At 70.6% G+C, this 22,580-nt stretch carries 26 protein-coding genes and 1 riboswitch; of the genes, 5 read left to right on the top strand and 21 right to left on the bottom strand.

Annotation, left to right across the window (positions count from 1 at the left end; all coding sequences use genetic code 11):
- Window positions 1-5: 5 nt before the first annotated feature.
- Window positions 6-1,184 (top strand): ABC transporter substrate-binding protein, encoded by a 1,179-nt coding sequence (locus SALPAC3_RS0118185; protein ID WP_018222612.1) that lies wholly within the window; start codon window positions 6-8, stop codon window positions 1,182-1,184.
- 63 nt (window positions 1,185-1,247) lie between these two features.
- On the opposite strand, the gene SALPAC3_RS0118180 is transcribed toward SALPAC3_RS0118185, so the two are convergent.
- Window positions 1,248-2,093, bottom strand: a complete 846-nt coding sequence (locus SALPAC3_RS0118180; protein ID WP_018222611.1) for an ABC transporter permease — start codon at window positions 2,091-2,093, stop codon at window positions 1,248-1,250.
- A gap of 85 nt (window positions 2,094-2,178) precedes the next feature.
- Entirely contained in the window at window positions 2,179-3,198 is a 1,020-nt protein-coding gene (locus SALPAC3_RS0118175; protein WP_026185693.1) for an ABC transporter substrate-binding protein, read from the bottom strand.
- A gap of 260 nt (window positions 3,199-3,458) precedes the next feature.
- Here SALPAC3_RS0118175 and SALPAC3_RS0118170 point away from each other — a divergent pair, with 260 nt between their 5' ends.
- The 4 genes from SALPAC3_RS0118170 to SALPAC3_RS0118155 all read left to right on the top strand — a co-directional run bounded on the left by SALPAC3_RS0118170 (window position 3,459) and on the right by SALPAC3_RS0118155 (window position 6,890).
- Entirely contained in the window at window positions 3,459-4,235 is a 777-nt protein-coding gene (locus tag SALPAC3_RS0118170; RefSeq protein ID WP_018222609.1) for an ABC transporter ATP-binding protein, read from the top strand.
- Entirely contained in the window at window positions 4,235-5,185 is a 951-nt protein-coding gene (locus SALPAC3_RS0118165) for an LLM class F420-dependent oxidoreductase (protein ID WP_018222608.1), read from the top strand. Before SALPAC3_RS0118170 ends, SALPAC3_RS0118165 begins: the two co-directional genes overlap by 1 nt.
- On the top strand, window positions 5,182-5,484 hold the full coding sequence (locus SALPAC3_RS0118160; RefSeq protein ID WP_018222607.1) for a cupin domain-containing protein: 303 nt from the start codon (window positions 5,182-5,184) through the stop codon (window positions 5,482-5,484). The genes SALPAC3_RS0118165 and SALPAC3_RS0118160 overlap by 4 nt, the downstream gene beginning before the upstream one ends.
- Window positions 5,485-5,564: 80 nt before the next feature.
- Complete coding sequence (locus SALPAC3_RS0118155; RefSeq protein WP_026185692.1) at window positions 5,565-6,890, top strand: hypothetical protein; 1,326 nt, start codon at window positions 5,565-5,567, stop codon at window positions 6,888-6,890.
- 95 nt (window positions 6,891-6,985) lie between these two features.
- Here SALPAC3_RS0118155 and thiC read toward each other — a convergent pair whose 3' ends face one another.
- From thiC to map, 19 genes are all read right to left on the bottom strand, one after another.
- The gene (thiC, locus tag SALPAC3_RS0118150) at window positions 6,986-8,578 is read right to left on the bottom strand and encodes a phosphomethylpyrimidine synthase ThiC (protein ID WP_018222606.1); all 1,593 of its coding nucleotides are present in this window, start codon (window positions 8,576-8,578) and stop codon (window positions 6,986-6,988) included.
- Window positions 8,579-8,595: 17 nt separating this feature from the next.
- Entirely contained in the window at window positions 8,596-9,384 is a 789-nt protein-coding gene (gene thiD / locus SALPAC3_RS0118145) for a bifunctional hydroxymethylpyrimidine kinase/phosphomethylpyrimidine kinase (RefSeq protein WP_018222605.1), read from the bottom strand.
- Complete coding sequence (locus SALPAC3_RS0118140) at window positions 9,381-9,989, bottom strand: thiamine phosphate synthase (protein ID WP_018222604.1); 609 nt, start codon at window positions 9,987-9,989, stop codon at window positions 9,381-9,383. The genes thiD and SALPAC3_RS0118140 overlap by 4 nt, the downstream gene beginning before the upstream one ends.
- The gene (locus SALPAC3_RS0118135) at window positions 9,986-10,765 is read right to left on the bottom strand and encodes a thiazole synthase (RefSeq protein ID WP_018222603.1); all 780 of its coding nucleotides are present in this window, start codon (window positions 10,763-10,765) and stop codon (window positions 9,986-9,988) included. The genes SALPAC3_RS0118140 and SALPAC3_RS0118135 overlap by 4 nt, the downstream gene beginning before the upstream one ends.
- Entirely contained in the window at window positions 10,762-10,962 is a 201-nt protein-coding gene (gene thiS, locus SALPAC3_RS0118130) for a sulfur carrier protein ThiS (RefSeq protein WP_018222602.1), read from the bottom strand. Before thiS ends, SALPAC3_RS0118135 begins: the two co-directional genes overlap by 4 nt.
- Window positions 10,953-12,149: a glycine oxidase ThiO gene (thiO, locus tag SALPAC3_RS0118125; protein WP_018222601.1), complete on the bottom strand. Its 1,197-nt coding sequence runs from the start codon at window positions 12,147-12,149 to the stop codon at window positions 10,953-10,955. The genes thiS and thiO overlap by 10 nt, the downstream gene beginning before the upstream one ends.
- Window positions 12,143-12,769 carry a thiamine phosphate synthase gene (locus SALPAC3_RS0118120; protein WP_026185690.1) on the bottom strand — a complete coding sequence of 209 codons (627 nt, stop codon included), beginning with the start codon at window positions 12,767-12,769 and terminating at the stop codon, window positions 12,143-12,145. Before SALPAC3_RS0118120 ends, thiO begins: the two co-directional genes overlap by 7 nt.
- Window positions 12,764-12,873: riboswitch (TPP riboswitch) on the bottom strand. Its footprint overlaps the gene before it by 6 nt.
- A 142-nt stretch (window positions 12,874-13,015) precedes the next feature.
- Window positions 13,016-13,984, bottom strand: a complete 969-nt coding sequence (locus SALPAC3_RS0118115) for an aldo/keto reductase (protein ID WP_018222599.1) — start codon at window positions 13,982-13,984, stop codon at window positions 13,016-13,018.
- A 16-nt stretch (window positions 13,985-14,000) separates the two neighbouring features.
- Window positions 14,001-15,680: an ABC-F family ATP-binding cassette domain-containing protein gene (locus tag SALPAC3_RS0118110; protein WP_018222598.1), complete on the bottom strand. Its 1,680-nt coding sequence runs from the start codon at window positions 15,678-15,680 to the stop codon at window positions 14,001-14,003.
- 77 nt (window positions 15,681-15,757) lie between these two features.
- Entirely contained in the window at window positions 15,758-16,363 is a 606-nt protein-coding gene (locus SALPAC3_RS0118105; protein WP_018222597.1) for a class I SAM-dependent methyltransferase, read from the bottom strand.
- A 38-nt stretch (window positions 16,364-16,401) separates the two neighbouring features.
- Window positions 16,402-17,232, bottom strand: coding sequence for a tRNA pseudouridine(38-40) synthase TruA (gene truA, locus SALPAC3_RS0118100; RefSeq protein ID WP_018222596.1), 831 nt, complete (start codon window positions 17,230-17,232; stop codon window positions 16,402-16,404).
- A gap of 68 nt (window positions 17,233-17,300) precedes the next feature.
- Window positions 17,301-17,873 (bottom strand): 50S ribosomal protein L17, encoded by a 573-nt coding sequence (gene rplQ / locus SALPAC3_RS0118095; protein ID WP_018222595.1) that lies wholly within the window; start codon window positions 17,871-17,873, stop codon window positions 17,301-17,303.
- Window positions 17,874-17,905: 32 nt separating this feature from the next.
- Entirely contained in the window at window positions 17,906-18,928 is a 1,023-nt protein-coding gene (locus SALPAC3_RS0118090; protein WP_018217041.1) for a DNA-directed RNA polymerase subunit alpha, read from the bottom strand.
- 98 nt (window positions 18,929-19,026) lie between these two features.
- The gene (gene rpsD / locus SALPAC3_RS0118085; protein ID WP_018222594.1) at window positions 19,027-19,653 is read right to left on the bottom strand and encodes a 30S ribosomal protein S4; all 627 of its coding nucleotides are present in this window, start codon (window positions 19,651-19,653) and stop codon (window positions 19,027-19,029) included.
- Window positions 19,654-19,666: 13 nt separating this feature from the next.
- Window positions 19,667-20,074 (bottom strand): 30S ribosomal protein S11, encoded by a 408-nt coding sequence (gene rpsK / locus SALPAC3_RS0118080; protein ID WP_012015102.1) that lies wholly within the window; start codon window positions 20,072-20,074, stop codon window positions 19,667-19,669.
- An 18-nt stretch (window positions 20,075-20,092) separates the two neighbouring features.
- Window positions 20,093-20,473: a 30S ribosomal protein S13 gene (rpsM, locus tag SALPAC3_RS0118075; RefSeq protein WP_018222593.1), complete on the bottom strand. Its 381-nt coding sequence runs from the start codon at window positions 20,471-20,473 to the stop codon at window positions 20,093-20,095.
- A gap of 265 nt (window positions 20,474-20,738) precedes the next feature.
- Window positions 20,739-20,852 (bottom strand): 50S ribosomal protein L36, encoded by a 114-nt coding sequence (gene rpmJ / locus SALPAC3_RS0118070; RefSeq protein ID WP_012184307.1) that lies wholly within the window; start codon window positions 20,850-20,852, stop codon window positions 20,739-20,741.
- A 91-nt stretch (window positions 20,853-20,943) separates the two neighbouring features.
- Window positions 20,944-21,165, bottom strand: coding sequence for a translation initiation factor IF-1 (gene infA, locus SALPAC3_RS0118065; protein ID WP_007073013.1), 222 nt, complete (start codon window positions 21,163-21,165; stop codon window positions 20,944-20,946).
- A 527-nt stretch (window positions 21,166-21,692) separates the two neighbouring features.
- A complete protein-coding gene (gene map / locus SALPAC3_RS0118060) occupies window positions 21,693-22,538 on the bottom strand; it encodes a type I methionyl aminopeptidase (RefSeq protein ID WP_018222591.1) in 846 nt (281 codons plus the stop codon).
- Window positions 22,539-22,580 lie beyond the last annotated feature (42 nt).

Genomic DNA, 22,580 nt, shown 5'->3' with positions numbered 1-22,580 from the left:
CAACGTTGAGCCCCATCCGCTCCGCAACCGCGGCACTCACCTCGGCCGTCCTGGCCGCCACGCTCACCGCCTGCCAGCTCGGCACGGAGGAGCAAGATACCAGCCCGATCATCATCGCCGCCGACCTCGAATTGTCCGGGCCCGGCGCGCCACTGGGCAAGACCTACCAACGGGCGCTCGAGCTCAAGGCCGAACAGCTCAACGCATCCGGCGCGCTCAACGGACGGCAGATCGAGCTCCGGGTCAGGGACAACCGCTCCGAGGCGAGCGAGTCCCTCCGCAACGTCACCGACTTCAGCGCCGATCCCCAGGTCAGCGCGATCGTCATGGGCGGTTGCAACGAATGCGCGATGGACGCGGTGGAGACCGTCAACGGGCAGCGGATGCCGACGGTGGCGCTGGCCGCCGCCGAGGCCATCACCAGCCCGGCAACGGAGCGCCGGTACGTGTTCAAGCTGGCTCCGAGCGCCCCTGACAGCGCCGAAGCCCTCGCTGTCGAGCTTCGCCGCAACAAGATCAATGAGGTGGGGGTACTGCGCAGCGACGACGCCTACGGCGAAGAGGGGCTCACCGCCCTCGAGGCCGCGCTGGACAAGGCCGACATCAAGGTCTGGGGTGTCCAGACCGTCCGCGCCACCGACACCGATGTCTCCAGCCAGATCACCGCGCTGGCTGGGGTACGACCCAGGGCACTGGTGCTCTGGACCCGCGCCGAGCAGGCTGACCTCGCCGCCGTCGCCGCGCGAAAGGCCGGCTTCGAGGGCGCGCTCTACTTCGATGCCTCGGCCGCGGGCGAACTCTTCCTCGGCCCGACGGCCCAGGCCGCGGAGGACGCCACGATGGTCTTCACCCAGACCATGGTGATCGACGACGTGATCGCCACCACCCCGGCGAAGGCGGCCCGGCGACAGTGGTTCCAGGACTACACCGCCCGCTTCGGTGGATACCACGGCTCCTCCTCGTTCGCCGCCGATGCCCTCCAGCTCATCACCGATGCCGCGGTGCGGTCCGGCAACATCGGTGGGGAGCCCGACCGGGAGGGCATCCGGGACGTGCTGGAGACCACCCAGCTGGATGGTCTGTCGGGTCCGATCCGACTGACTCCGGACAACCACTCCGGCCTCATGCCGCAGGCACTGACCACACTGGTCGTGCGCAACGGCCGCTGGCATCTGGCCGGGTGACACCCCGGCCCGGCCCGGTGTGGACCGGGCTGGGCCGGGCCGGGCCGGTCCACACCGGCTGGGTCACCGAGCCGACGTGGTCGCGCGAACCCAGGGCAGGGCGAGGCGTTCGACGAGGTAGAGCAGGGAGTAGAGCCCGATGCTCATCGCGGCGATCAACACGATCGCCGCCCACGCCGTCGCGGTCTCCCCGATTCCGTTGTACTGCAGGATCTGGTAGCCCAGGCCCGGCTGGTCCGAGTAGAACTCCCCGATCACCGCCCCGATGGCCGCCAGCGGCATCGCCACCTTGAGGCCGACGAAGACCTGCGGTAGCGCGGCCGGGAGGCGCACCTTCCGGAACGACTGCCACCAGGAGGCGTGCAGCGACCGCGCCAGTTCGGCGAGGTCCGCCGGGGTGGTCGTCAGACCAGTCGAGGTGGAGAGCACGATCGGGAAGAAGCAGAGCAGGAACACCATCGTCAGGACCGGCTTCGCACCCCAGCCGAAAGACACCACGAGTAGCGGGCCAAGCGCGATCTTCGGTACCGCGTTGACGGCGACGAGCAGCGGTGCGAACATCCGCTCCAGGTGTCGAGACGCGGCCAGGGCAATTCCGATCAGCACCCCGGTGGCCGCCGAGAGCAGGAAACCCACCACCGTCATCAGGGTGGTGATCCCGAGCGCGGGTAGGAGCACACCGCTCCGATCGGCCATCGAGGCCCCGACGGCCTGCGGTGACGGCAGGGCAGCCGGGTGCACCAGGCCGAACCCGGTGGTGACCAGCCACCAACAGGCCAGTGCGATCACCAGTCCGAGGAACGGAAGCCCGGCGGCCCCGACCGGAATCGCACGCCGTCGGCGGGCCGGCGCGGACGGGTTCCCCACCCCCGCCGACGGTCCCTCAATACGGGTCCGGGTCTCGGTCACCGCCTCCTCCTTCCTGCCGGCTGCGGGCCGGCACACGGCGGGGGTGTGGACCGGGACCCGGTCCACACCCCCGAATGGTGGTCGATCAGGCCTTCGGGGTGAGGCTGAAGTCGATGACCTGGTCCGGCTCGAGCTCCTGCGTGAGCTGTCCCGCACCACGCAGGATGGCGATGCTCTTCGCTACCCGGGCACTGTCCAGCGTGCCCAGCGTCGCACCACTGTTGCTGGACCGAACGTAGCCGGCCATCAGCTCGAGCTCCGCCTGGGCGGACTCGACGTTCGTCGAGTCCACGTTCTTCTTCAGCAGCTCGGCTGACTCCTTCGGGTTCTCCAACGCGTACTCCAAGCCCTTCAACAGGGCCTCGCTGAACCGCTTGACCATCTCCGGCTTTTCTTCGGCGATCTTCGCGGAGGTGATCAGCACGTTGCCGTAGAGGTCCTGCATGTACTCGCTGTACGGCAGCATGAACGCCTTCTTCTTGGCGATCGCCTCGATGGTTGGCTGGCCCACGACGAACTGCCCGATGCCGTCGACCGTGCCGGCGGCGAGGGTGCCCATCAGGTCCTGCGGCTGACCGTTGACCCAGGTCACCTTGCTCGCGTCCACGCCGGCCAACTCCGCGTACGTGGGGAAGAGGTTACGGACCACCGAGGTGGGGGAGTCCGCGATCTTCTTGCCCTCGAGGTCCTTCGGCGTGGCGATGTTCGTACCCTCGACGGTGGCGATGCCGGCCATAGTGCGCTGTTGGATCGCGGCGACGACGACGAAGTCCTTGGCCTCGCCGTTGCCGAACTGGAGCAGGCTACCGGTGAGGTCGACCGGCCCGAAGTCCGCCTGGCCGGCGGAGACCGTCTGAATAGTACTCCCGGTGCCCTGTCCCGGCTTGATCTCGACGTCAAAACCCGCGTCGCGGAAGAAGCCCTTCTCCTGCGCCACCCAGGCGTAGGAGTCCCGGCCGAAGTTCCCAAAAGAAGTGAGGTAGGTGACCTTCTCCAGCGCGTCGTCACCCCCCTCAGTGGATTCCGAGTCGCTGCTACACGCCCCAACCGTCGCCAGCGCAGCGGCCATCGTAGCCGCGGCGACCGTACGGGTCAGCCTTCTCATCTGTACACCTTGTCCTTTCCGACCGGGGCCGAGCGCCACCGGAGGGTAGTCGGGTGGCGGCGGCCCGAAGGATGAAGCCAGCGCCGCCATCGTCAGGGGACTCTTCGGGGGCACAGCGTACGAGAAAACCGCCGCCGCGCCACCAGGCATATCGGGTTGCGGAACGGACACAACTAATCCCACCCCAGCCAGCATCATTGCCACGCCCGACCGGTACTCTGTCGCTTGATCACTGACCGTCAACTCAGGAAGGTCCGCGGATGATCCGGCTGTCCGGGGTATCCCGGAGCTTCAATGGCCGCTCCGGCCAGGTCGAGGCCCTGCGTGACATCGACCTTGACATCGGCGACGGCGAGTTCGTTGCCGTACTCGGCCGCTCCGGCTGCGGCAAATCCACTCTGCTCCGACTCATCGCCGGGCTACTCCCGGTTACGGTCGGGGAAGTCACCGTCGCTGGCGCGCCGGTCACCCATCCCCGGCCGGACGTCGCGATGCTGTTCCAGCGACCCGCCCTACTGCCCTGGCGCACGGTGCTCGACAACGTCCTCCTCCCGGTGGAGATCTTCGGCTGGAAGCGGGCCCAACACCGCGACCGGGCCCGGCAGCTGCTGGAGCTGACCGGCCTCGCCGGGTTCGAGAAGCGGCTGCCACACGAGCTCTCCGGCGGCATGCAACAGCGGGTCTCGCTCTGCCGCTCACTGATCGGCGAGCCCCGGGTGATGCTGATGGATGAACCCTTCTCCGCCCTGGATGCGCTCACCCGCGAGGAGCTCTCCGGCGAGCTACAACGGGTGCACATGGAGACATCGGCGACGGTCGTCTTCGTCACCCACTCCATCGAAGAAGCAGTCCTGCTGGCTGACCGGGTGGTCGTGCTCAGCCCTCGCCCCGGCCGCATCCGCGACCTCGTTGACGTCTCCATCCCCCGCCCGCGCACGCTTGGCCGCAACGCACATCTGGCCGATGTCGCCCGGGTCAGCGCCGACCTGCACGAGCTGCTCGCGGAGCAGGAACCCGGATCGGTGGAGGCACCCTGATGCGCGTCTCGGTATTCACCGAACCACACCGTGGCGCCAGCTACGAAGACCAGCTCCGGTTCGCCCGCCACGCGGAGCGCTGCGGCTACGACGCCTTCCTCCGCGCCGACCACTACCGGGCGATGGGCGACGAACCGGCGCTGCCCGGTCCCACCGATGCCTGGCTGACGCTGGCCGCGCTGGCCCGCGAGACCAGCCGGATCCGGCTCGGCACGCTGGTCACGTCGGCCACCTTCCGGCTACCCGGCCCACTGGCCGTCATGGTGGCGCAGGTCGACCAGATGAGCGGTGGCCGGGTCGAGCTGGGTATCGGCGCCGGCTGGTACGAGCGGGAGCACACCGCCTACGGGATTCCCTTCCCCGGCGTCAGGGAACGGTTCGACCGGCTGGCCGAGCAGCTGGAGATCGTCACCGGCCTGTGGCGTACCCCTCCGGGGGCCGGGTTCAGCTACTCCGGAGAGCATTACCAACTCGTTGACGCGCCAGCACTGCCGAAGCCAGTCCAGCGCCCCGGTCCACCGGTGATCGTGGGCGGTCGCGGTGCGAAGCGTACCCCGGACCTGGCTGCCCGGTATGCCGACGAGTTCAACATGCCGTTCACCTCCGTCGCCCAGACGGCGGCGGCGTATGAGCGGGTCGGGGAGGCATGCGATGCCACTGGCCGGGCCGAGTCCGGGCGGCAACCACTGACGCTCTCGGCGGGGATTGTGGTGGCCGTCGGCCGCACCGACGCCGAGGCACGCCACCGTGCCGCTCCCCTGCACCGACCCAGCGCCCTGCCCCCGGAGGATCCGGTCGTGGGCTCGCCCGCGCGGCTCGTCGATCGCATCGGCGAGTTCGCCGCGATCGGAGCGAGCCGCGTCCACCTGCGCCTCATCGACCTCGCCGACCTCGACCACCTGGAGCTCATCGCCGCCGAGGTGCTCCCCCAACTGGATGGACCACAATGACCACAACCGACCTTGAGCTGGGCCCGGTGGGCCAGGAGATCGTTTTCGAGAACGACCGGGTACGGGTCTGGCACATCAGACTGGCACCCGGTGAGCGGCAGCCGCTGCATCGGCACGACCACCCGTATCTGGTGGTGGCGATCCAGGGTGCCAAGAACGTCGTGCAGACCATCGACGGCGACCGAATCGACGCCGATGAGCCAACCGGCGGCGTCGTCTACCGGGATCCGGGAGCGGTGCACATGCTGACCAACACGGGCGACACGACCTACCTGGCCCGGCTGGTCGAGCTCAAGTAACCCAATGCCGGGGCGGGCTACCGCACCCGGCCCGGCGTGCCAGTGGCGCCCGCCCGCGCCGGGACCGTAACCTGCCCGGCATGGCGTTTCGGACCTTGGGCAAGCTACTGCTCACGGCGCTTGGGGTAAGTCTGCTGGCCGGAGCCGGACAGCTCGGCGTCGCATTCGGCTTTGGCATCGTGCGCTTCTCCGGCGCCTTCACCGACGCGAGCGTCAACCAGTGGCCAGCACAACTCGCCTGGGTCGCCTGGTTTGCGGCGAACGCCGCTGTCACCGGTGCCGTCTGTGCCGAACGGCTGGCGCGCCGGGGAGCCCCACTGATCAGCGTTCGTCGGCGGGCCGCCGTGGCGGGCGCCGCCGCGCTCGGTGCCATGGTCGTCGCGCCGCTGGGAATGCAGTCGGCCCGAGCTGCCGACGTGGGTGCCGTGGAACCGGTCTGGTCTGTCGCCGCTGGTGCACTCCTCGGCGCGGTGCTCGGCGGGGGTGCGGCGCTGGCCGTCCTCATACGACCCCCGCTGCTCTGGAACATGGCGATCGTCGCCGGCCTGGTCTGGTTCCTCGCCCTGGCCTCGGTTGCCCCGTCGCTGAACGACACCGGCCCACTGCGGGCAGTACGCCTCGGGGTGTGGGAACCCTCCTGGCTCGACCCCGCCGCGGCGGACCGCCTCTGCCTGCTGGGCCTTCCGGCGGCGGCGCTGCTGGCCGGAGTCGGCGCCGGCGGCCTCGCCCGTCGACGCGGGCAGGCCACATCCGTCGGCGCGCTGACCGGGCTGCCCGGGCCGATGCTGTTAGCCGGCGCGTACCTGGTGGCGGGCCCCGGGGCGGATGCGGACCAGTACCAGACCACGCCGTACTACGCCGCCCTGCTCACGGTGGTCGCCGGCGGACTCGGCTCGGCCGTCGCCGCGACGCTGCGCTGGCCACTGATCGAACGCCCGGTCGAACGAGCCACCACGTTACTGCGCTGGCCACCGAGGAAACGCCCACCGGCAGCCAAACCCGAGCCAACACCGGGCCCCGAACCGCTGCTCGCCCCCGCGCCGACGGTAGTCCCCCCGATATCTCCGGCTCCGGCCGAGGTCGACACGGCCGCGCCGACCACCGGCAGCCCCGTCCCGGCGGCCCGACCGCGTCCGGTAGCGGACGAGGCCGACCCGGGCGCCGCGGACGACCAGTTGGTGGCCGGCGCGACGCCTCCCGCCCCGCGCCGCCGAAACCTGTTCCGACGCAGTCGCTCCCGGGCCGACGAGGTGGCGGAGCCGACAGCGGAGGTCCCGCTACCAGCACAGGACGAGGAGTTCGTTGACTGGGTGACCGGTCTGAGCGAGCCGGTCCCCAACAACGAGCCCAATCGGGAAGGCGCTCGCCGCTCGTTGCGCTCTGTCGGCCGGCATCACGCCGACTGACCAGCCGCCCCCGTCTCGACGGGCCCGGTCAACGCGGTGCCCGATGACCACCGCGGCACCCCGCCTGCTGCTCGGGGTGCCGCGGTGGTCAGAGATCACGCAATCGGAAGGTAGACCCGACCGCCGGACTCAACGAATTCCTCCGACTTCTCCTTCATACCGCGTGCGGCGTACTCCTTCAGCTCCTGGGTGATCTTCATGGAGCAGAACTTTGGTCCGCACATCGAACAGAAGTGGGCCGTCTTCGCTGGCTCAGCCGGCAGGGTGGCGTCGTGGTAGGCGCGCGCGGTCTCCGGGTCCAACGCCAGGTTGAACTGGTCCTCCCAGCGGAACTCGAACCGCGCCTTGGAGAGCGCGTCGTCCCACTCCTGGGCCCCCGGGTGACCCTTGGCCAGATCGGCGGCGTGCGCGGCGATCTTGTAAGCGATCACGCCGGCCTTCACATCGTCCCGGTCCGGCAACCCGAGGTGCTCCTTCGGGGTGACATAGCAGAGCATCGCGGTACCGAACCAGGAGCTCATCGCCGCGCCGATAGCGGAGGTGATGTGGTCGTACGCGGGCGCGATGTCCGTGGCCAGTGGGCCAAGCGTGTAGAACGGCGCCTCGTGACACCACTCCTGCTGCAGGTCCACATTCTCCTTGATCTTATGCATCGGCACGTGCCCCGGACCCTCGATCATCACCTGGACGTCGTATTCCCAGGCGATTTTTGTCAGCTCACCGAGGGTACGCAGCTCGGCGAACTGTGCCTCGTCGTTGGCGTCCGCGATGGAACCGGGGCGCAGCCCGTCGCCAAGCGAGAAGGTCACGTCGTAGCGGGCCAGAATCTCGCAGAGCTCCCGGTAGTTGGTGTAGATGAAGTTCTCCTCGTGGTGGGCGAGGCACCACGCTGCCATGATCGAACCACCGCGGGAGACGATCCCGGTCACCCGCTCCACGGCGAGCGGCACGTAGGCCAGCAGCACCCCGGCGTGCACGGTCATGTAGTCGACGCCCTGCTCGGCCTGCTCGATGACCGTCTCCCGGAACACCTCCCAGCTCAACTTCGCTGGATCGCCGCCCACCTTCTCCAGGGCCTGGTAGACCGGCACGGTGCCGATCGGCACCGGAGAGTTCCGGACAACCGCCTCCCGGGTTTCGTGGATCCGTTTACCGGTCGACAGATCCATCACCGCGTCCGCGCCCCACCGGGTCGCCCAGGTCAGCTTCTCCACCTCATCGGCGATCGAGGAGGTGACCGCCGAGGTGCCGATATTCGCATTGATCTTCACCAGGAAGGCCTTGCCGATGATCGCCGGCTCGCACTCCGGGTGGTTGACGTTCAGCGGCAGCACGGCCCGCCCGGACGCGATCTCCTCCCGCACCAGCTCCGGCGCCACCCCCTCACGGATCGCCACGAACTCCATCTCCGGCGTCACCACCCCGGCCCGGGCGTACGCGAGTTGGGTCGGCCGCTGGCCGTCCACCCCCGCCAACGGGGTACCGGCGCCGCGAACCGGGGCGACATCCCCCCGGGACGCGATCCACCTGCCGCGCATCGGCGGTAGCCCCGCCTCCGGGTCGGAGCCCGGTCCCGAGGTGTCGTAGAGCCGCACCGGCGGGTTGTCTCCGGCGAGGTCGACCTCGGCGAAGGGCACCTGGATGTCCGGCCGCGACCCCTCGACGTAGACCTTGCGACGTTTCTGCATGACAGCCTCCCTATAGGTCAGACGGACCAGCTGAAGTGATCGAGTGGTCCGCGTCCCGCGCCCAACTCCCAGCCCCGAGCGCCGATCAGCGCCCGGGTCACATATTCCTTGGCCGCCGCGACGGCAACCGGCACCGAATCACCGAGCGCCAGCCGGGCGGCGATGGCCGCCGAGAACGAGCACCCAGTGCCGTGGTTGTGCCGGGTCGATACCCGGGCCGCCCGGAGCTGGGTGGTGACGTCCTCGCCGTGGAGCACGTCCACCGCCGCTTCATCACCGTCGGTGTCCCCGCCGGTGACCACGACATACTCCGGTCCGCCGGCGGCCAGTGCCTTCGCCGCGACGATCATCTCCTCGACCGTCTCGACCCGCGCGCCGGTGAGGGCCGCGGCCTCCGCCCGATTCGGCGTCGCCACCCGGGCGAACGGCAGCAACCGCTCCACCGCCGCGACCGTGCCCAGCCGGCGCCCACTGGTCGCCACCAGCACCGGGTCGACGACGAGATGCGGCAGTCGACCCTCCCCCGCCGCAACAGCGACCGCGTCGGCGATCGCCGGGCTGCCGAGCGTACCGGTCTTCACCGCCCGCACCGTGAAGTCGGTGAGCACGCTCTCCAGTTGGTCGGTGACGGTCTGCGGGGGCAACGACAGCACGGCGTCAACACCGCAGGTGTTCTGCGCGGTGACGGAGGTGATGACGCTGGTGCCGTACGCCCCCAGCGCCGCGAAGACCTTCAGGTCGGCCTGGATGCCGGCGCCCCCGCCGGAGTCCGAGCCAGCGATGGTGAGGACGGTGCGGGGCGTCATCGCACACCTGCGCTGGAGACGGTGTCGAAGGCTCCCTGAAGGGCGGCGGCCACGGCGCCCGGGTCCTCGGCCCGCATGATCGCACCCAGGACCGCCACCCCGGCGGCTCCCGCCCGCACACAGTCGCGCACCTGCCCGGACGTCTCGATCCCGCCCAGCGCCACCACCGGGACCGGACTGGCCTTGAGCAAGCTTGCCAGCCCGGACGGAAGCAACGGTGGGCCGTAGCCGGGCTTCGTCGGCGTCGGATATACGGGGGAGAGAGTGGCGTAGTCCTCAACCGTGAGCCGGCCCAGTTCCGCCTCGTCGTGGCAGGAACGGCCGATCAGCCCGAGTCGCGGCGGCGGGTACGGACCAGCCGCCGACAGGTGCACCGCGTCGCCGCCGAGCGGGTCCGGGCCGGCAACGACCAACGTGCCACCGACCGGGGTGAGGACCTGACGCAGCTCATCGGCGAGGGCGGCTCGCTCAGCCCGGGGAAGATCTCGCTCCCGCAGCACCACCCAGCGCGTACCGCCGGCCACGGCCGCGGCGACAACCTCGACGAGCGGTCGCCGCGCCATCCGGCGATCGGTGAGTACCACCAGGCCGGTCGGCCCGGTCACAGCTCTGGCCGCCCGTCGTCCGGAGTCGAGGCGAGGGCGTGGAAGCGGCGCGGTATCCGGCCGGCCTGGTACGCGAGCCGGCCGGCATCGACCGCGTACCGCATCGCCGTCGCCATCGCCACCGGATCGGCGGCCCGAGTCACCGCGCTGGCCAGCAGCACCGCGTCGCAGCCCAATTCCATGGCGAGCGCCGCATCGGAGGCGGTGCCGATCCCCGCATCCAAGATCACTGGCACCGCCACGCTCTGCCGGATGAGCCGGATGTGGTGCGGGTTCGACACCCCGAGCCCCGACCCAATCGGGGAACCCGCCGGCATCACCGCCGCGCAGCCGACATCGGCGAGCCGACGCGCCAGGATCGGGTCGTCCGAGGTGTACGGCAGCACGGTGAAACCGTCGGCGACCAACTCCTCCGCGGCCCGCAACAGCTCCACGCCGTCGGGCAGCAGGGTGCGCTCGTCGCCGATCACCTCAAGCTTCACCCAGTCGGTCTCGAACGCCTCCCGGGCCAGCTGGGCCACCTTGACCGCCTCACCCGCCGTGTAGCAGCCGGCGGTGTTGGGTAGCAGCCGGACCCCGCAACGGTCGACCAGGTCCAGTAGGCCACCCGAAGGGCCCCCGGTGGTGTCCACCCGGCGCAGCGCCACGGTGACCAGGCCGGTGCCGGAGGCTCGGATCGCCTCTTCCAGGACGGTGAGGTTGGCGGCCCCGCCGGTGCCGAGGACCAGGCGCGACGGGATCGGTACTCCACCCAGTTCGAAAGTCACCCCGCTCACCCGCCCTGCGCGGCGCTGAGCACCTCGACCCGGTCGCCCTCGCACAGCAGGGTGACCGGCCAGCCACCCCGCGGCACGACCTCGCCGTTGACGGCGACCGCCAGACCACGCTCCTGTTCGGTCACCGCCCGGACCAGGTCCGCGAGGGTGGAGCCGGTGGGCAGGCTGCGCCCAAGGCCGTTCACCATCAGTTCCACGACTCCTCCAGTGGGGTCGGCCGGGGCACGGCGGATCCGCACGCCGGGTCGGCGGTGGCGGGTGGACGGGAGCGCCCCGGACCGAGGCGCTCCGGGGTGAAGGCGGCGAGTAGCGGATCCGGCGTACCGGTGCTGATCAGGTCGGCGATCAGGTCGGCGGTGACCGGGGTGAGCACGACCCCGTGCCGGTGGTGCCCGGTCGCGGCGAGCACCGCTGGCCGCCCGGGCAACGGACCGAGGATCGGCGCGTTGTCGGGGCTACCCGGACGGAGCCCGGCGACCGCCTCGACCAGCTCGTACTCAGCCACCTCGGGTACCAGGTCGGTGGCGGCCCGGAGTAGCCGCAACACCGCACCGCTGGTCACCATGGTGTCGGTGCGCTCCTCCGAGGTCGCCCCGACCACCACCTCCCCGTCCGGCCGCGGGACGAGATAGACCTGTTCCCCATCGGCGAAACCCCGGATCACGTGCTGGAAGCCCGGCGCACCGGGAGCACGGAGCCGAAGCACCTGGCCCTTGACCGGGCGGACGGGCAGCCCGGTCAGGGCAGCGGAGCCACAGCCGGCCGCGACGACCGTGGTCCCCGCTGTCACCTCGGTCAACTGCTGGACCGGCGTCGGCACCAGCACTCCCCCGGCCCGCTCGGTGGCGGTGCGCAACGCCGACACCAACCGCCGCGGGTCCACCTGGTGGTCGGTGCCGGCGTAGGCGCCACCCCGCATCCGGGGTGACAGCGCCGGCTCCCGGTCTCGAAGCTCGGAGGGGCGCAGTGGGGTGACCGGCAGCCCCAGCCCCTGCTGGTACGCCCAGAGCCGACGGGCCACCGCAAGATCGTCGGTGGTGAGCCCGACCATCAGGGTGCCCTCGCTGCGGTAGCCGACGTCGGTACCGGAGGCGGCGGCCAGCTCCGCGGCGAACGCCGGCCAGCGCGCCGCCGACTCGGTGAGCAGGCCAGTCAGCTCGTGCTCCCCGAAGTACGCCTCGGCGACCGGCGCGAGCATCCCCGCCGCGGCGTGCACCGCACCCGAGCCGGGATCCGGGTCGTGTACGACGACCCGCAGCCCGCGGGCCGCGCACCGCCAGGCGATGGCCAGGCCGATCGGCCCGGCCCCGACCACCGCGACGTCGGGAGTGGACAGCGAGTTCCGGTTGCCGCCCCGGGGGGTACCCGGCAGTTTGCTCACCACGTCAGCGCCTTGATCAGTTCGGCGGTGGTCCGGGCGGGGTCGGCGGCGTGCGAGAGCGCGCCGATCACCGCCACTCCGTACGCGCCCGCGGCCCGCAGGGCCGGCACGTCCGCTGCGGTCACCGCCCCGATGGCGATCACCGGCACGCTGACCGCGGCGGCAACCGCCCGTACCCCCGCCACGCCGATCGCGGGCGGCAGGCCGTCCTTTGAGGTGGTGGAGTGGACCGGCCCGACCCCGAGGTAACTGGCCCCGGCGACGACCGCCTCGACAGCGGTGTCCGCGTACCGGGCGGTGGCGCCGAGGACAGCGGCGGAGCCGAGCACCGCGCGGGCCGCCCCGACGGGCAGGTCGTCGGCGCCCACGTGTCCACCGGCGGCACCAACCGCCAGGGCCACGTGTAGCCGATCGTTCACCAGGCAGGTCGCACCGTACGGGGCGCAGAGCGCGGTCACCTGGCGGGCCAGGTCGTACGCCTGCCGGTCGGTCGCGTCGTCGGTCACGCGGACCTGGACGACCAGTTCGGTACGGGCCACCGACAAGGCGGCCCGCACCACGGTGAGCGGGTTGCGCCCAGGTCTGGTGTCGGTAATCAGATGTAGACGCCCAAGGGACGACACGGCAACTCTCCTCCCTGCGCCGGCACTACCCGGATCAGGTTCAACGGTCGGGGGCTCTCAGCCCCCCTCTCAGCCCGGTTTACCGGGCTCCCGTGGGTTACTACCCACCACCGTACGGCAGGCGCCGTGTGGCTGCCAAGACGGCGTCCTCGGCGCAAGTGTGCGGACCGGCCGCTGCCGGAGCCGGCCCGGACACGAATCGGCCTCCCACCATTGAGACGATGGGAGGCCGAGATTCTCCACTCGCTAGCTGTCGAGTACCGCCCGCAGGGCGGCCAGGTCGTCGGCGTCGGGCACCCAGGCACCGGCCGCCGCGTTGGCCCGTACCTGGTCGGGGGTGGTGGCACCGGCGATCACCGAGGCCACCGCGGGCTGGGCGGCGAGCCCGCCGATGGCGACCTGAAGCAGGCTGAGGCCGCGCTCGGCCGCGTAGGCCTCGAGCGCCTCGATGGTGTCCCAGTCGGCGGCGGCCAGCCGGGCCGCGTACCGGCCGCCACCGGCGAGGCGACTGCCCGACGGCGCGGCCTCGCCGCGCTTGTACTTGCCGGTGAGCAGGCCGTTGGCGAGGGGAAAGAAGGGCAGCAGGCCCAGCCCGAACCGCTCACACGCCGGGACAACCTCGGCCTCGACACCCCGTTGGAGCAGCGAGTAGTGGTTCTGGGCGGAGATGAACCGGGTCGACCCGCGCGAGCTGGCGGTCCAGTCCGCGTCGGCGATCTGCCAGCCGTCGAAGTTGGAGTTACCCAGGTAACGCACCTTGCCGGCGGTGACCAGATCGTCCAGTGCGGCCAGCGTCTCGTCGATCGGGGTGCCGGGGTCCGGCTCGTGCAGCTGGTACAGGTCAATGTGGTCGGTCTGCAGCCGACGCAGCGAAGCCTCCACCGCCCGCATGATATAGCGACGGGCACCGCGGGCACCGTAGTCCGGTCCGTTATGGCCGTCCATGTCCATGCCGAACTTGGTGGCGATCACCACATCGTCCCGGCCTCCCTTGAGCACCTGGCCGAGGAGTTCCTCGGAGCCACCCGGCGGAGCACCATAGATGTCGGCGGTGTCGAAGAAGTTGATCCCGGAATCGAGGGCGGCCGCCACCACCGCCCGGGTCCCGTCCAGGTCGACCCGGCGGCCAAAGTTGTTGCAGCCGATGCCGACCGCGGACACCACGAGCCCGGAGTCGCCCAACCGGCGGTACGTCATCTCAGTCACGAGATCCACCCTATGCCGCCCGCGCTCAGGCCACCTCCCAGACCGGCTCGGCGGCCTCCACCACCTCGCCGTCCCCTTGGAACAGCAAGAATCGATCAAACGAACGGGTGAACCATCGATCATGCGTCACCGCCACCACCGTCCCGGCGAACGCGGCCAGCCCCGATTCGAGCGCCTCCGCCGAGGCCAGGTCCAGGTTGTCGGTCGGCTCGTCAAGCAGCAGCAAAGTCGCCCCGGACAACTCCAGCAGCAGCACCAGGAACCGAGCCTGCTGGCCGCCGGAGAGCGTACCGAACCGCTGGTCCCCCTGCCCGGCCAGCTCGTACCGGGACAGCGCGGCCATCGCCGCGTGCCGATCCATGCCGGCGCGGTGTTCGTCGCCCCGCCAGAGGATGTCGACCAGCGTCCGCTCCATCAGCTCCGGCCGGTCGTGGGTCTGGGAGAAGTGGCCGGGCCGGACCCGGGCACCGAGTCGGGCCACCCCGTCATGCCCGACGGGTGTGAGCCGCGTACCGCCGTCAACCGGCTGATTCGCCGGATCGGGGTCGGTTCCGCCCCGGGCGATCAGGCGGAGGAAGTGCGACTTCCCGGTCCCGTTGGCACCGAGCACGGCGACCCGGTCGCCGTACCAGAGCTCCAGGTCAAAGGGGTAGGTCAGGTCATCGAGCGCCAACTGCTCGCAGATCAGGGCACGCTTACCGGTGCGGCCGCCGGCCAGCCGCATCCGGATGTCCTGCTCCTTCGGGGGTACGGGCGGCGGCCCGGCCTCCTCGAACTTCCGCAACCGGGTCTGGGCGGCCTGGTAGCGGGAGGCCATACCCGAGTTGTACGCGGCCTTCTGCTTGTACATCAGCATCAGTTCCCGCAGCTTCTGGTGTTCCTCGTCCCACCGCCGACGCTGCTCGTCGAGACGGTCGTGCCGGGCGACGCGGGCCTCGTGCCAGCTGGCGAAGCCACCCGGGTGCACCCACGCGCCACCGCCCTCGACCGCCACCACCCGGTCCGCGGTGCGGGCCAGCAACTCCCGGTCGTGCGAGACGTACAGCACCGACTTGCCGGACTCCCGCAGCCGCGCCTCCAACCAGCGCTTCCCGGGCACGTCGAGGAAGTTGTCCGGCTCGTCGAGCAGGAGCACCTCTTCCGGACCACGCAGGAGCAGCTCCAGGGCGAAGCGCTTCTGCTGGCCGCCGGAGAGCGTCCGGACCGGACGGTGCCGCGCCGTGTCCCACGGCAGGTCGAGCACGATCGTGGTCACCGTGTCGAAGAGCACCTCCGCGTCGTACCCGCCCGCCTCCCCCCAGGCGGCGAGCGCGTCCGCGTACGCGAGCTGGGCCTTTCCGGCGGCGGTGCTGTACTTGCCGCGCACCTCAGCCGCCCGCATCGCCGACTCCGTCCCGGCGACCCGCCTACCCGCCTCGCGCAGCCGGGGCGGGGCGAGGGAGAGGGCCAGGTCGGCGAGGGTCGACTCGTCGCCGATCATCCCGATGAACTGACGCATCACCCCCAGCCCGCCGGCCCGGGTGACCACGCCGCGCTGCACCGGCAGGTCGCCGGCGACCATGCGCAGCAGCGTCGTCTTGCCCGCGCCGTTCGGCCCGACCAGGGCGATCTTGGCACCATCACCGACCCGGAACGACACATCGCCGAAGAGCTGTCGCCCGTCGGGCAGCCAGTGCCCAACGGCTGCCACATCCACGTAACCCACGTTGGCATCCTGCCGGGCCAGCCCGGCCGGGCCAACCCGTTTTACCGGACCAACGCGCGCTAGGGGACCAACCCGTCCTACCTGGTCACCCGCAGCAACCGGTAGCCCTTCTGGCTCGCCGGCCGCGCCACCTGCCAGCCCCGCTCGGACAGCCAGCGGTGTAACGAGTCACCACCAAGGTGCCGGGCGACAACCAGCCAGGCCACCCCGTCCGGCGCCAGCCGGGGCAGCCAGCGCAGCAGGAGCTGGTGCAGCTCGTTCTTGCCGATCCGGATCGGCGGATTCGACCAGATCTGATCGAACGTCACCGCCGCTGGCACCGCGTCCGGCGGGGCGACGCGGACCCGGGCCGCCGCCCCGACCCGCGCGGCGTTGGCCGTGGTCAGCTCACGAGCCCGCTCGTTGACGTCGACGGCCCAGACGGTGGCCGACGGCACCGAGGTGGCGAGCACACAGGTGATCGGTCCGAAGCCGCAGCCGAGGTCGAGCAGGTGACCGGTGCTCTCCGGCGCCGGTAGCTCGGCCTTCCGCAGCAGCACCGCCGTCCCCGGGTCAAGCCGCCCGGCGGAGAAGACACCGCCGGCGGAGGCCAGCGTGTAGTCGCGGCCGGCCGCGGCGAAGACCACCTCCCGGGGTTGGGCGGCAGTCGCCGGTTCAGCGGTGAAGTAGTGGTCGCCGGTCACACCGTTGATTCTCGCACCGGCCCCGCCGACGCCCCGCCTCAGGCCGGGGGCGGCACCCGCAACCGGCGGGTCCGGGTGGCCCGCCGGCCGTACTCGGCCGGGTCATCCGGGTAACCCACCTCGACCAGGGTCAAGCCGTGTGCCGGGGCGACGTTCACCTCACTGGCGCGCTCCCGACGGGCGAGCAGCCCGGCCGGCCAGTCAGCGGGGCGGCGGCCATCCCCGACGGCCAGCATCGCACCGACCAGACTGCGCACCATCGCCTGGCAGAAGGCGTCGGCCTGCACGGTCGCCACGAGAATCCCGTCCGGGGCACGCCGCCAGTCCAGCCGGGTCACCTCCCGCAACGTCGTCGCGTTCTCCTTACGCCGGCAGTACGCGGCGAAGTCGTGCTCCCCCACCAGCCCGTCGGCGGCGGTGTTCAGCGCGGCCAGGTCGAGCCGGCTCGGCCAGGACAGGGTGTCGTGGCGCCGCAACGGCTCCGCCCCCCAGGGCGCGTCTGTGACGCGGTACTCGTACCGCCGGAAGGTCGCCGAGAAACGGGCGTCGAAGTCGGCCGGCGCTCCCGTCATCGCCCGAACCCGGACGTCGGTGGGGAGCAGCCGGGCCAGCCGCCGCAGCAGGGTGTGCTCGTGCTGGTGCCACAGCTCGGTCCGCAGGTCGACGTGGCAGACCTGCCCGGTGGCGTGGACGCCGGCGTCGGTCCGACCGGCGACGGTCAGCCCGGTCGCCGCGCCGGCACCGAGCACCAGGTCAAGCGCCGCCACGAGGGCACCAGCGACCGTACGTCGCTGCGGCTGGACCGCCCAGCCGGAGAAGTCGGTGCCGTCATACGAGACATCCAGCCGTACCCGGGTGCGCTCCTGCACTCGTGTCCCCTTCCGCGCGTCGGGCCCGACACCCGGGTGGGTGTCGGGCCCGACGGGAGCCTGGCCGATCAGGCCTTGTTCTGCTCGTTGTTCTCCTCGACAGCGAGGTCGCTGTCCGCGCGGGCCGCAGCGGTGTCACCCGAGACCGAGACGGGCGCCTCGGCGTCCTGGTCGCCGCTGCTCGGCGCCGGGGCCTCCGCGGCTGGGGCGAGCGCCTCGACCTTGTCCTGCTGCGCGGCCTTGCGGCCGGCGGTCTTCTTGTTCGCCTTCGGCTGCGCGACCGCCAGCTCCTCGACCAGCTCGATGATCGCCATCGGTGCGGCGTCACCCTTACGCGGACCGGTCTTCACGATCCGGGTGTAGCCACCGTTGCGGTTGGCGTACCGGGGCGCGATCTGGTCGAACAGGGTGTAGACCACGTCCTTGTCCTTGACGACCCCGAGCACCCGACGCCGGGCGGCCAGGTCACCGCGCTTCGCCTTGGTGATCAGCTGCTCCGCGAGCGGGCGCAGCCGCCGGGCCTTGGTCTCGGTGGTCTGAATCTTGCCGTGCTGGAACAGCGACATGGCCAGGTTGGCCAGCATCAACCGCTCGTGCGCCGGGCTACCGCCGAGGCGGGCACCCTTGGTGGGCGTGGGCATTCTCGGTGCTCCTCGTCAATCCTCAGCCGCGCTTACAGCTGCTCAGTCTCGCGGTAGTCCTCGGTGTCGTAGTCGGCCTCACCGAAGGCGTCCACGACGTTCGCCGGGTCGAAGTTCGGGGCCGAGTCCTTCAGCCCCAAGCCCATCCCGGCGAGCTTCATCTTGACCTCGTCGATCGACTTCTGGCCGAAGTTCCGGATGTCGAGGAGGTCAGCCTCGGTACGCCCAATGAGCTCACCAACGGTGTTGATGCCCTCGCGCTTGAGGCAGTTGTAGGAGCGGACGGTGAGGTCCAGCTCCTCGATCGGCAGCGCCAGATCCGCTGCCAGCTGGGCGTCCTGCGGGGACGGCCCGATGTCGATGCCCTCCGCGGTCTCGTCCAGCTCCCGGGCCAGGCCAAAGAGCTCGACCAGCGTGGAACCGGCCGAGGCCAGGGCAGTGCGGGGCCCCATCGACGGCTTCGACTCGACGTCGATGATCAGCCGATCGAAGTCGGTCCGCTGCTCGACCCGGGTCGCCTCGACCCGGTAGGTGACCCGGAGCACCGGCGAGTAGATCGAGTCGACCGGGATCCGACCGATCTCGGCACCCGCCTGCTTGTTCTGTGCCGCGGTGACGTAGCCACGGCCCCGCTCGACGGTCAGCTCCATGTCGAGCCGGCCCTTGCCGTTGAGGGTGGCGAGCTTCAGATCCGGGTTGTGCACCGAGACGCCAGCCGGGGGCTGGATGTCACCTGCGGTCACGTCGCCCGGGCCCTGCTTACGCAGGTACATGCTGACCGGCTCGTCATGCTCGGAGCTGACGCAGAGCTCCTTGATGTTCATGACGAGCTCGACCACATCCTCCTTGACCCCGGGGATCGTGGTGAACTCGTGCAGCACACCGTCGATCTTGATCGAGGTCACCGCCGCACCGGGGATGGACGACAGCAGCGTCCGGCGCAGCGAGTTACCCAGGGTGTAGCCGAAGCCGGGCTCCAGCGGCTCGATGGTGAACCGGGACCGGGTCTCGTTGATCGACTCCTCGGAGAGCGAGGGCCGCTGGGAGATGAGCATCTCTTCTCTTTTCTTCCGGGGCGCCCGCCATATGACGCCCACGACACACACCGTTGTGGTGGCCCGCCCCGGGAGGGGGCGGACCACCACCCGAGCACCTACTTGGAGTAGAGCTCGACGATCAGCTGCTCCTGGACCTGGGTGTCGATCACCTGGCGGCTCGGGAGCGAGTGCACGAGCACCTTCATCTGGCTCGGAATGGCCTCCAGCCACGCCGGCACGCTCTTGGAGCCGGCCTCGGCCTGCGCCACCAGGAACGGGGTGAGCTCCTTGCTCTTGCCCCGGACCTCGATGATGTCGTGCTCCTTGACGCGGTACGACGGAATGTCGACCTTCTTGCCGTTCACCGTGAAGTGACCGTGCTTGACCAGCTGCCGGGCCATGTCCCGGGACTTGGCGTAGCCGGCCCGGTAGACCACGTTGTCCAGCCGCGACTCGAGGATCTGCAGGAGGACCTCACCGGTCTTGGCCTGCTTCGCCACGGCCTCGTCGTAGTAGCCGCGGAACTGCTTCTCCAGCACGCCGTAGACCCGGCGGGCCTTCTGCTTCTCGCGGTGCTGGAGCAGGTACTCCGTCTCCTTCGTGCGGCCACGGCCGTGCTGCCCGGGCGGGAACGGCCGGGACTCGAACGGGCACTTCGGGCCATCGCACTTGCTGCCCTTGAGGAACAGCTTCATCTTCTCCCGCCGGCAACGGCGGCAGTCAGCACCGGTGTAACGAGCCATCTCTTCCTACCTCTCAGACCCGGCGACGCTTCGGCGGACGGCACCCGTTGTGCGGCTGCGGGGTCACGTCGGAGATCTGACCGACCTCCAGGCCGACGGCCTGCAGCGAACGGATGGCGGTCTCCCGGCCGGAGCCGGGGCCCTTGACGAACACGTCGACCTTGCGCATGCCGTGCTCCATCGCGCGACGCGCGGCGGCCTCGGCGGCCAGCTGCGCGGCGAACGGAGTCGACTTGCGGGAGCCCTTGAAGCCAACCTGGCCGGCGGAGGCCCAGGAGATGACCGCACCGGTCGGGTCCGTGACGGACACGATGGTGTTGTTGAAGGTGCTCTTGATGTGCGCCTGGCCGTGGGCGACGTTCTTGCGTTCCTTGCGCCGGACCTTCTTGACGGCGGCTCCGGCACGAGCCTTCGGTGGCATAAGTCTTCTGCGCTCCTATTACTTCCTGCCGGGCTTCTTCTTGCCGGCGACGGTCCGCTTCGGGCCCTTGCGGCTGCGGGCGTTGGTCCGCGTCCGCTGACCACGAACCGGTAGACCCCGGCGGTGCCGGATACCGGCGTAGCAGCCGATCTCGACCTTGCGACGGATGTCCGCGGCGACCTCGCGGCGCAGGTCGCCCTCGACCTTGTAGTTGGCCTCGATGTGGTCGCGGAGCTGCACGAGCTCCTCGTCCGTGAGGTCCCGGGCGCGCTTGTCCGGCGAGATGCCGGTGGCGGCGAGCGTCTCCAGGGCGCGGGTGCGACCCACGCCGAAGATGTAGGTGAGCGCAATCTCCAACCGCTTCTCGCGGGGGAGATCCACGCCGACTAGCCGTGCCATGTGCGGGCGTACTCCTCGTGGTTTCTGGCGGAGGTGTGGTCCCGTCCCATCCCGCTACCGACCTCCCCGTCTCCGACGCCGATACCGACGCCGGCGACCGGTTCGGTCGCTGCCCGAGCGGGCCCCGGCCTCCGACCGGGGGTTAACCACGACGAGGTACGCGCTGCGCACTCCCTGCGGCTGGAACGAGCATGTGCTGTGTTGTGACGGAATCTGCGGCCGGGTCCGGTGTCGACCGGTCGCGTTGTCACGACCGGCCGGACAGTCAGCCCTGGCGCTGCTTGTGGCGCGGGTCGGTGCAAATGACCATGACCCGGCCGTGCCGGCGGATCACCCGGCACTTGTTGCAGATCCGCTTGACGCTCGGCTTGACCTTCACGGTTGCCTTACTTCCGATCTGGCCCGGCGACGCGACAGGCACGACTCCGGGCGACGATGACGGACACGGGATCACCCGGCCGCCGTCAGGCTTACTTGTAGCGGTAGACGATGCGCCCTCGGGTCAGGTCGTACGGCGAAAGTTCGACGACGACCCGGTCCTCCGGCAGGATGCGGATGTAGTGCTGCCGCATCTTGCCGCTGATGTGAGCCAGCACCTTGTGCCCGTTGGCGAGCTCCACCCGGAACATGGCGTTCGGCAGGGGCTCGATAACCCGGCCCTCGATCTCGATGGCTCCGTCTTTTTTCGGCATGTCCTCCGCTGTCCTGACGTCGGTTGCTCCGGACGGCCCACAACGTCTTTCACGGGATGACTGATCGAAATCAGGTGACCCGCGCCAGCCGCGGCTCCAGCACCCGCCGAAGCGCGGGCGGGCATGCCGGAGTGGACGCTGTGCGCCGATCAGAAAGTGTACGCCGGCCCGTACGCCGTCGCCAAACCGACCACCCGACCGGGCAGTTGACCTCATCGAACCGGACGATCGAACAGTCATCGCCCCCGTCGGAGTGCTGGGAGGCGGGCCGCACCAACCCGTCACCCCCACCGGAGGCCCAGGCCGTCACGAGTCTGGACCGCGGCGGCGGCGTGGTCAATGCCCGCCAGGGCCCCGATGAAGATGCCGCCGCCCGCCGCGACGCCGAGCGCGTCGGCAACCCGAGGCCGGGCAACTCCTCGGCCGAGCCGGCCGCTCCCGGGCTGGCGCCACGCTGCCCACGGGCTGTCCCGGGCTGCTCGCGGTCAGCTGGCTGCTCGCGGGCCTGAGCTGGATGGTCTCGGGCTTCAGCCGGCAACCGCTGGTTGCCGCGCGGTCACCAGGTCACCGAGGCGCTCCCGCCCTCCGTCAACCGCGGTGAGCACCCACACCCCGTCCGGCAACAGTGCCATGCTGTGCTCCACGTGCACCGCCCGGGAGCCGTCCCGCGTCACCACCGTCCAGCCATCGGCCAGCTCTGCCGTCCGGGGCGAGCCCAGCGTGATCATCGGCTCGATGGCCAGCGCCATCCCCGGCACCAACCGGGGGCCCCTACCCGGGCGGCCGTGGTTGAGCACGTGCGGATCCTGGTGCATCTCGGTGCCGATTCCATGACCGCCATACCCGTCGACGATGCCGTACCGCCCGCCCTTGCGGACCGCCGTTTCGACGGCGTGGGAGATGTCGGTAAGCCGTCCCTTGCCACTGGCAGCGCCGCGGGCGGCCGCGGCGATGCCGGCCCACATCGCGTCCTCGGCGACCGCGGCCATCCTCAGTAACGCCGGCTCCACGTCGCCCACCGCGACGGTGATGGCCGCGTCCCCGTGCCAACCGTCCAGCACCGCACCGCAGTCGAGGGAGATGATATCTCCGTCCCGGAGCACCTGGGTGGGGGCCGGAATACCGTGCACAACCTGCTCGTTGACCGATGCGCAGATCGAGGCCGGGAAGCCGTGGTAGCCCTGGAAGGACGGGGTCGCCCCCGCCGCCCGGATCGTCGACTCGGCGATCGCGTCCAACTCCGCGGTGCTGACCCCGGGAGCCACCGCCTCCCGCATCCGGCGCAACGCCTCCGCCACCACCAGCCCGGCGGCGCGCATCTTCTCGATCTGGTCCGGGGTCTTCAGCTGGATATCCAGCTGGGGACGACGCATCGGGGTAAACCTCTCTCACCGAAAAGCGGGCACGCCGCCACG

Source organism: Salinispora pacifica DSM 45544, from assembly GCF_000378845.1.
Taxonomy (GTDB): domain Bacteria; phylum Actinomycetota; class Actinomycetes; order Mycobacteriales; family Micromonosporaceae; genus Micromonospora; species Micromonospora pacifica.
This window is presented reverse-complemented; position numbering and strand designations above follow the sequence as displayed.

Coding starts and splice junctions, on each gene's coding strand:
- SALPAC3_RS0118090 (WP_018217041.1), bottom strand. CDS start 18,928: ATGCTCATCTCCCAGCGGCCCTCGCTCTCCGAGGAGTCGATCAACGAG.
- thiD (WP_018222605.1), bottom strand. CDS start 9,384: ATGACGCCCCGCACCGTCCTCACCATCGCTGGCTCGGACTCCGGCGGG.
- infA (WP_007073013.1), bottom strand. CDS start 21,165: ATGCCGAAAAAAGACGGAGCCATCGAGATCGAGGGCCGGGTTATCGAG.
- SALPAC3_RS0118170 (WP_018222609.1), top strand. CDS start 3,459: ATGATCCGGCTGTCCGGGGTATCCCGGAGCTTCAATGGCCGCTCCGGC.
- map (WP_018222591.1), bottom strand. CDS start 22,538: ATGCGTCGTCCCCAGCTGGATATCCAGCTGAAGACCCCGGACCAGATC.
- SALPAC3_RS0118160 (WP_018222607.1), top strand. CDS start 5,182: ATGACCACAACCGACCTTGAGCTGGGCCCGGTGGGCCAGGAGATCGTT.
- SALPAC3_RS0118165 (WP_018222608.1), top strand. CDS start 4,235: ATGCGCGTCTCGGTATTCACCGAACCACACCGTGGCGCCAGCTACGAA.
- rpsD (WP_018222594.1), bottom strand. CDS start 19,653: ATGGCTCGTTACACCGGTGCTGACTGCCGCCGTTGCCGGCGGGAGAAG.
- rpsK (WP_012015102.1), bottom strand. CDS start 20,074: ATGCCACCGAAGGCTCGTGCCGGAGCCGCCGTCAAGAAGGTCCGGCGC.
- thiC (WP_018222606.1), bottom strand. CDS start 8,578: ATGCAGAAACGTCGCAAGGTCTACGTCGAGGGGTCGCGGCCGGACATC.
- rpsM (WP_018222593.1), bottom strand. CDS start 20,473: ATGGCACGGCTAGTCGGCGTGGATCTCCCCCGCGAGAAGCGGTTGGAG.
- SALPAC3_RS0118155 (WP_026185692.1), top strand. CDS start 5,565: ATGGCGTTTCGGACCTTGGGCAAGCTACTGCTCACGGCGCTTGGGGTA.
- SALPAC3_RS0118175 (WP_026185693.1), bottom strand. CDS start 3,198: ATGAGAAGGCTGACCCGTACGGTCGCCGCGGCTACGATGGCCGCTGCG.
- rplQ (WP_018222595.1), bottom strand. CDS start 17,873: ATGCCCACGCCCACCAAGGGTGCCCGCCTCGGCGGTAGCCCGGCGCAC.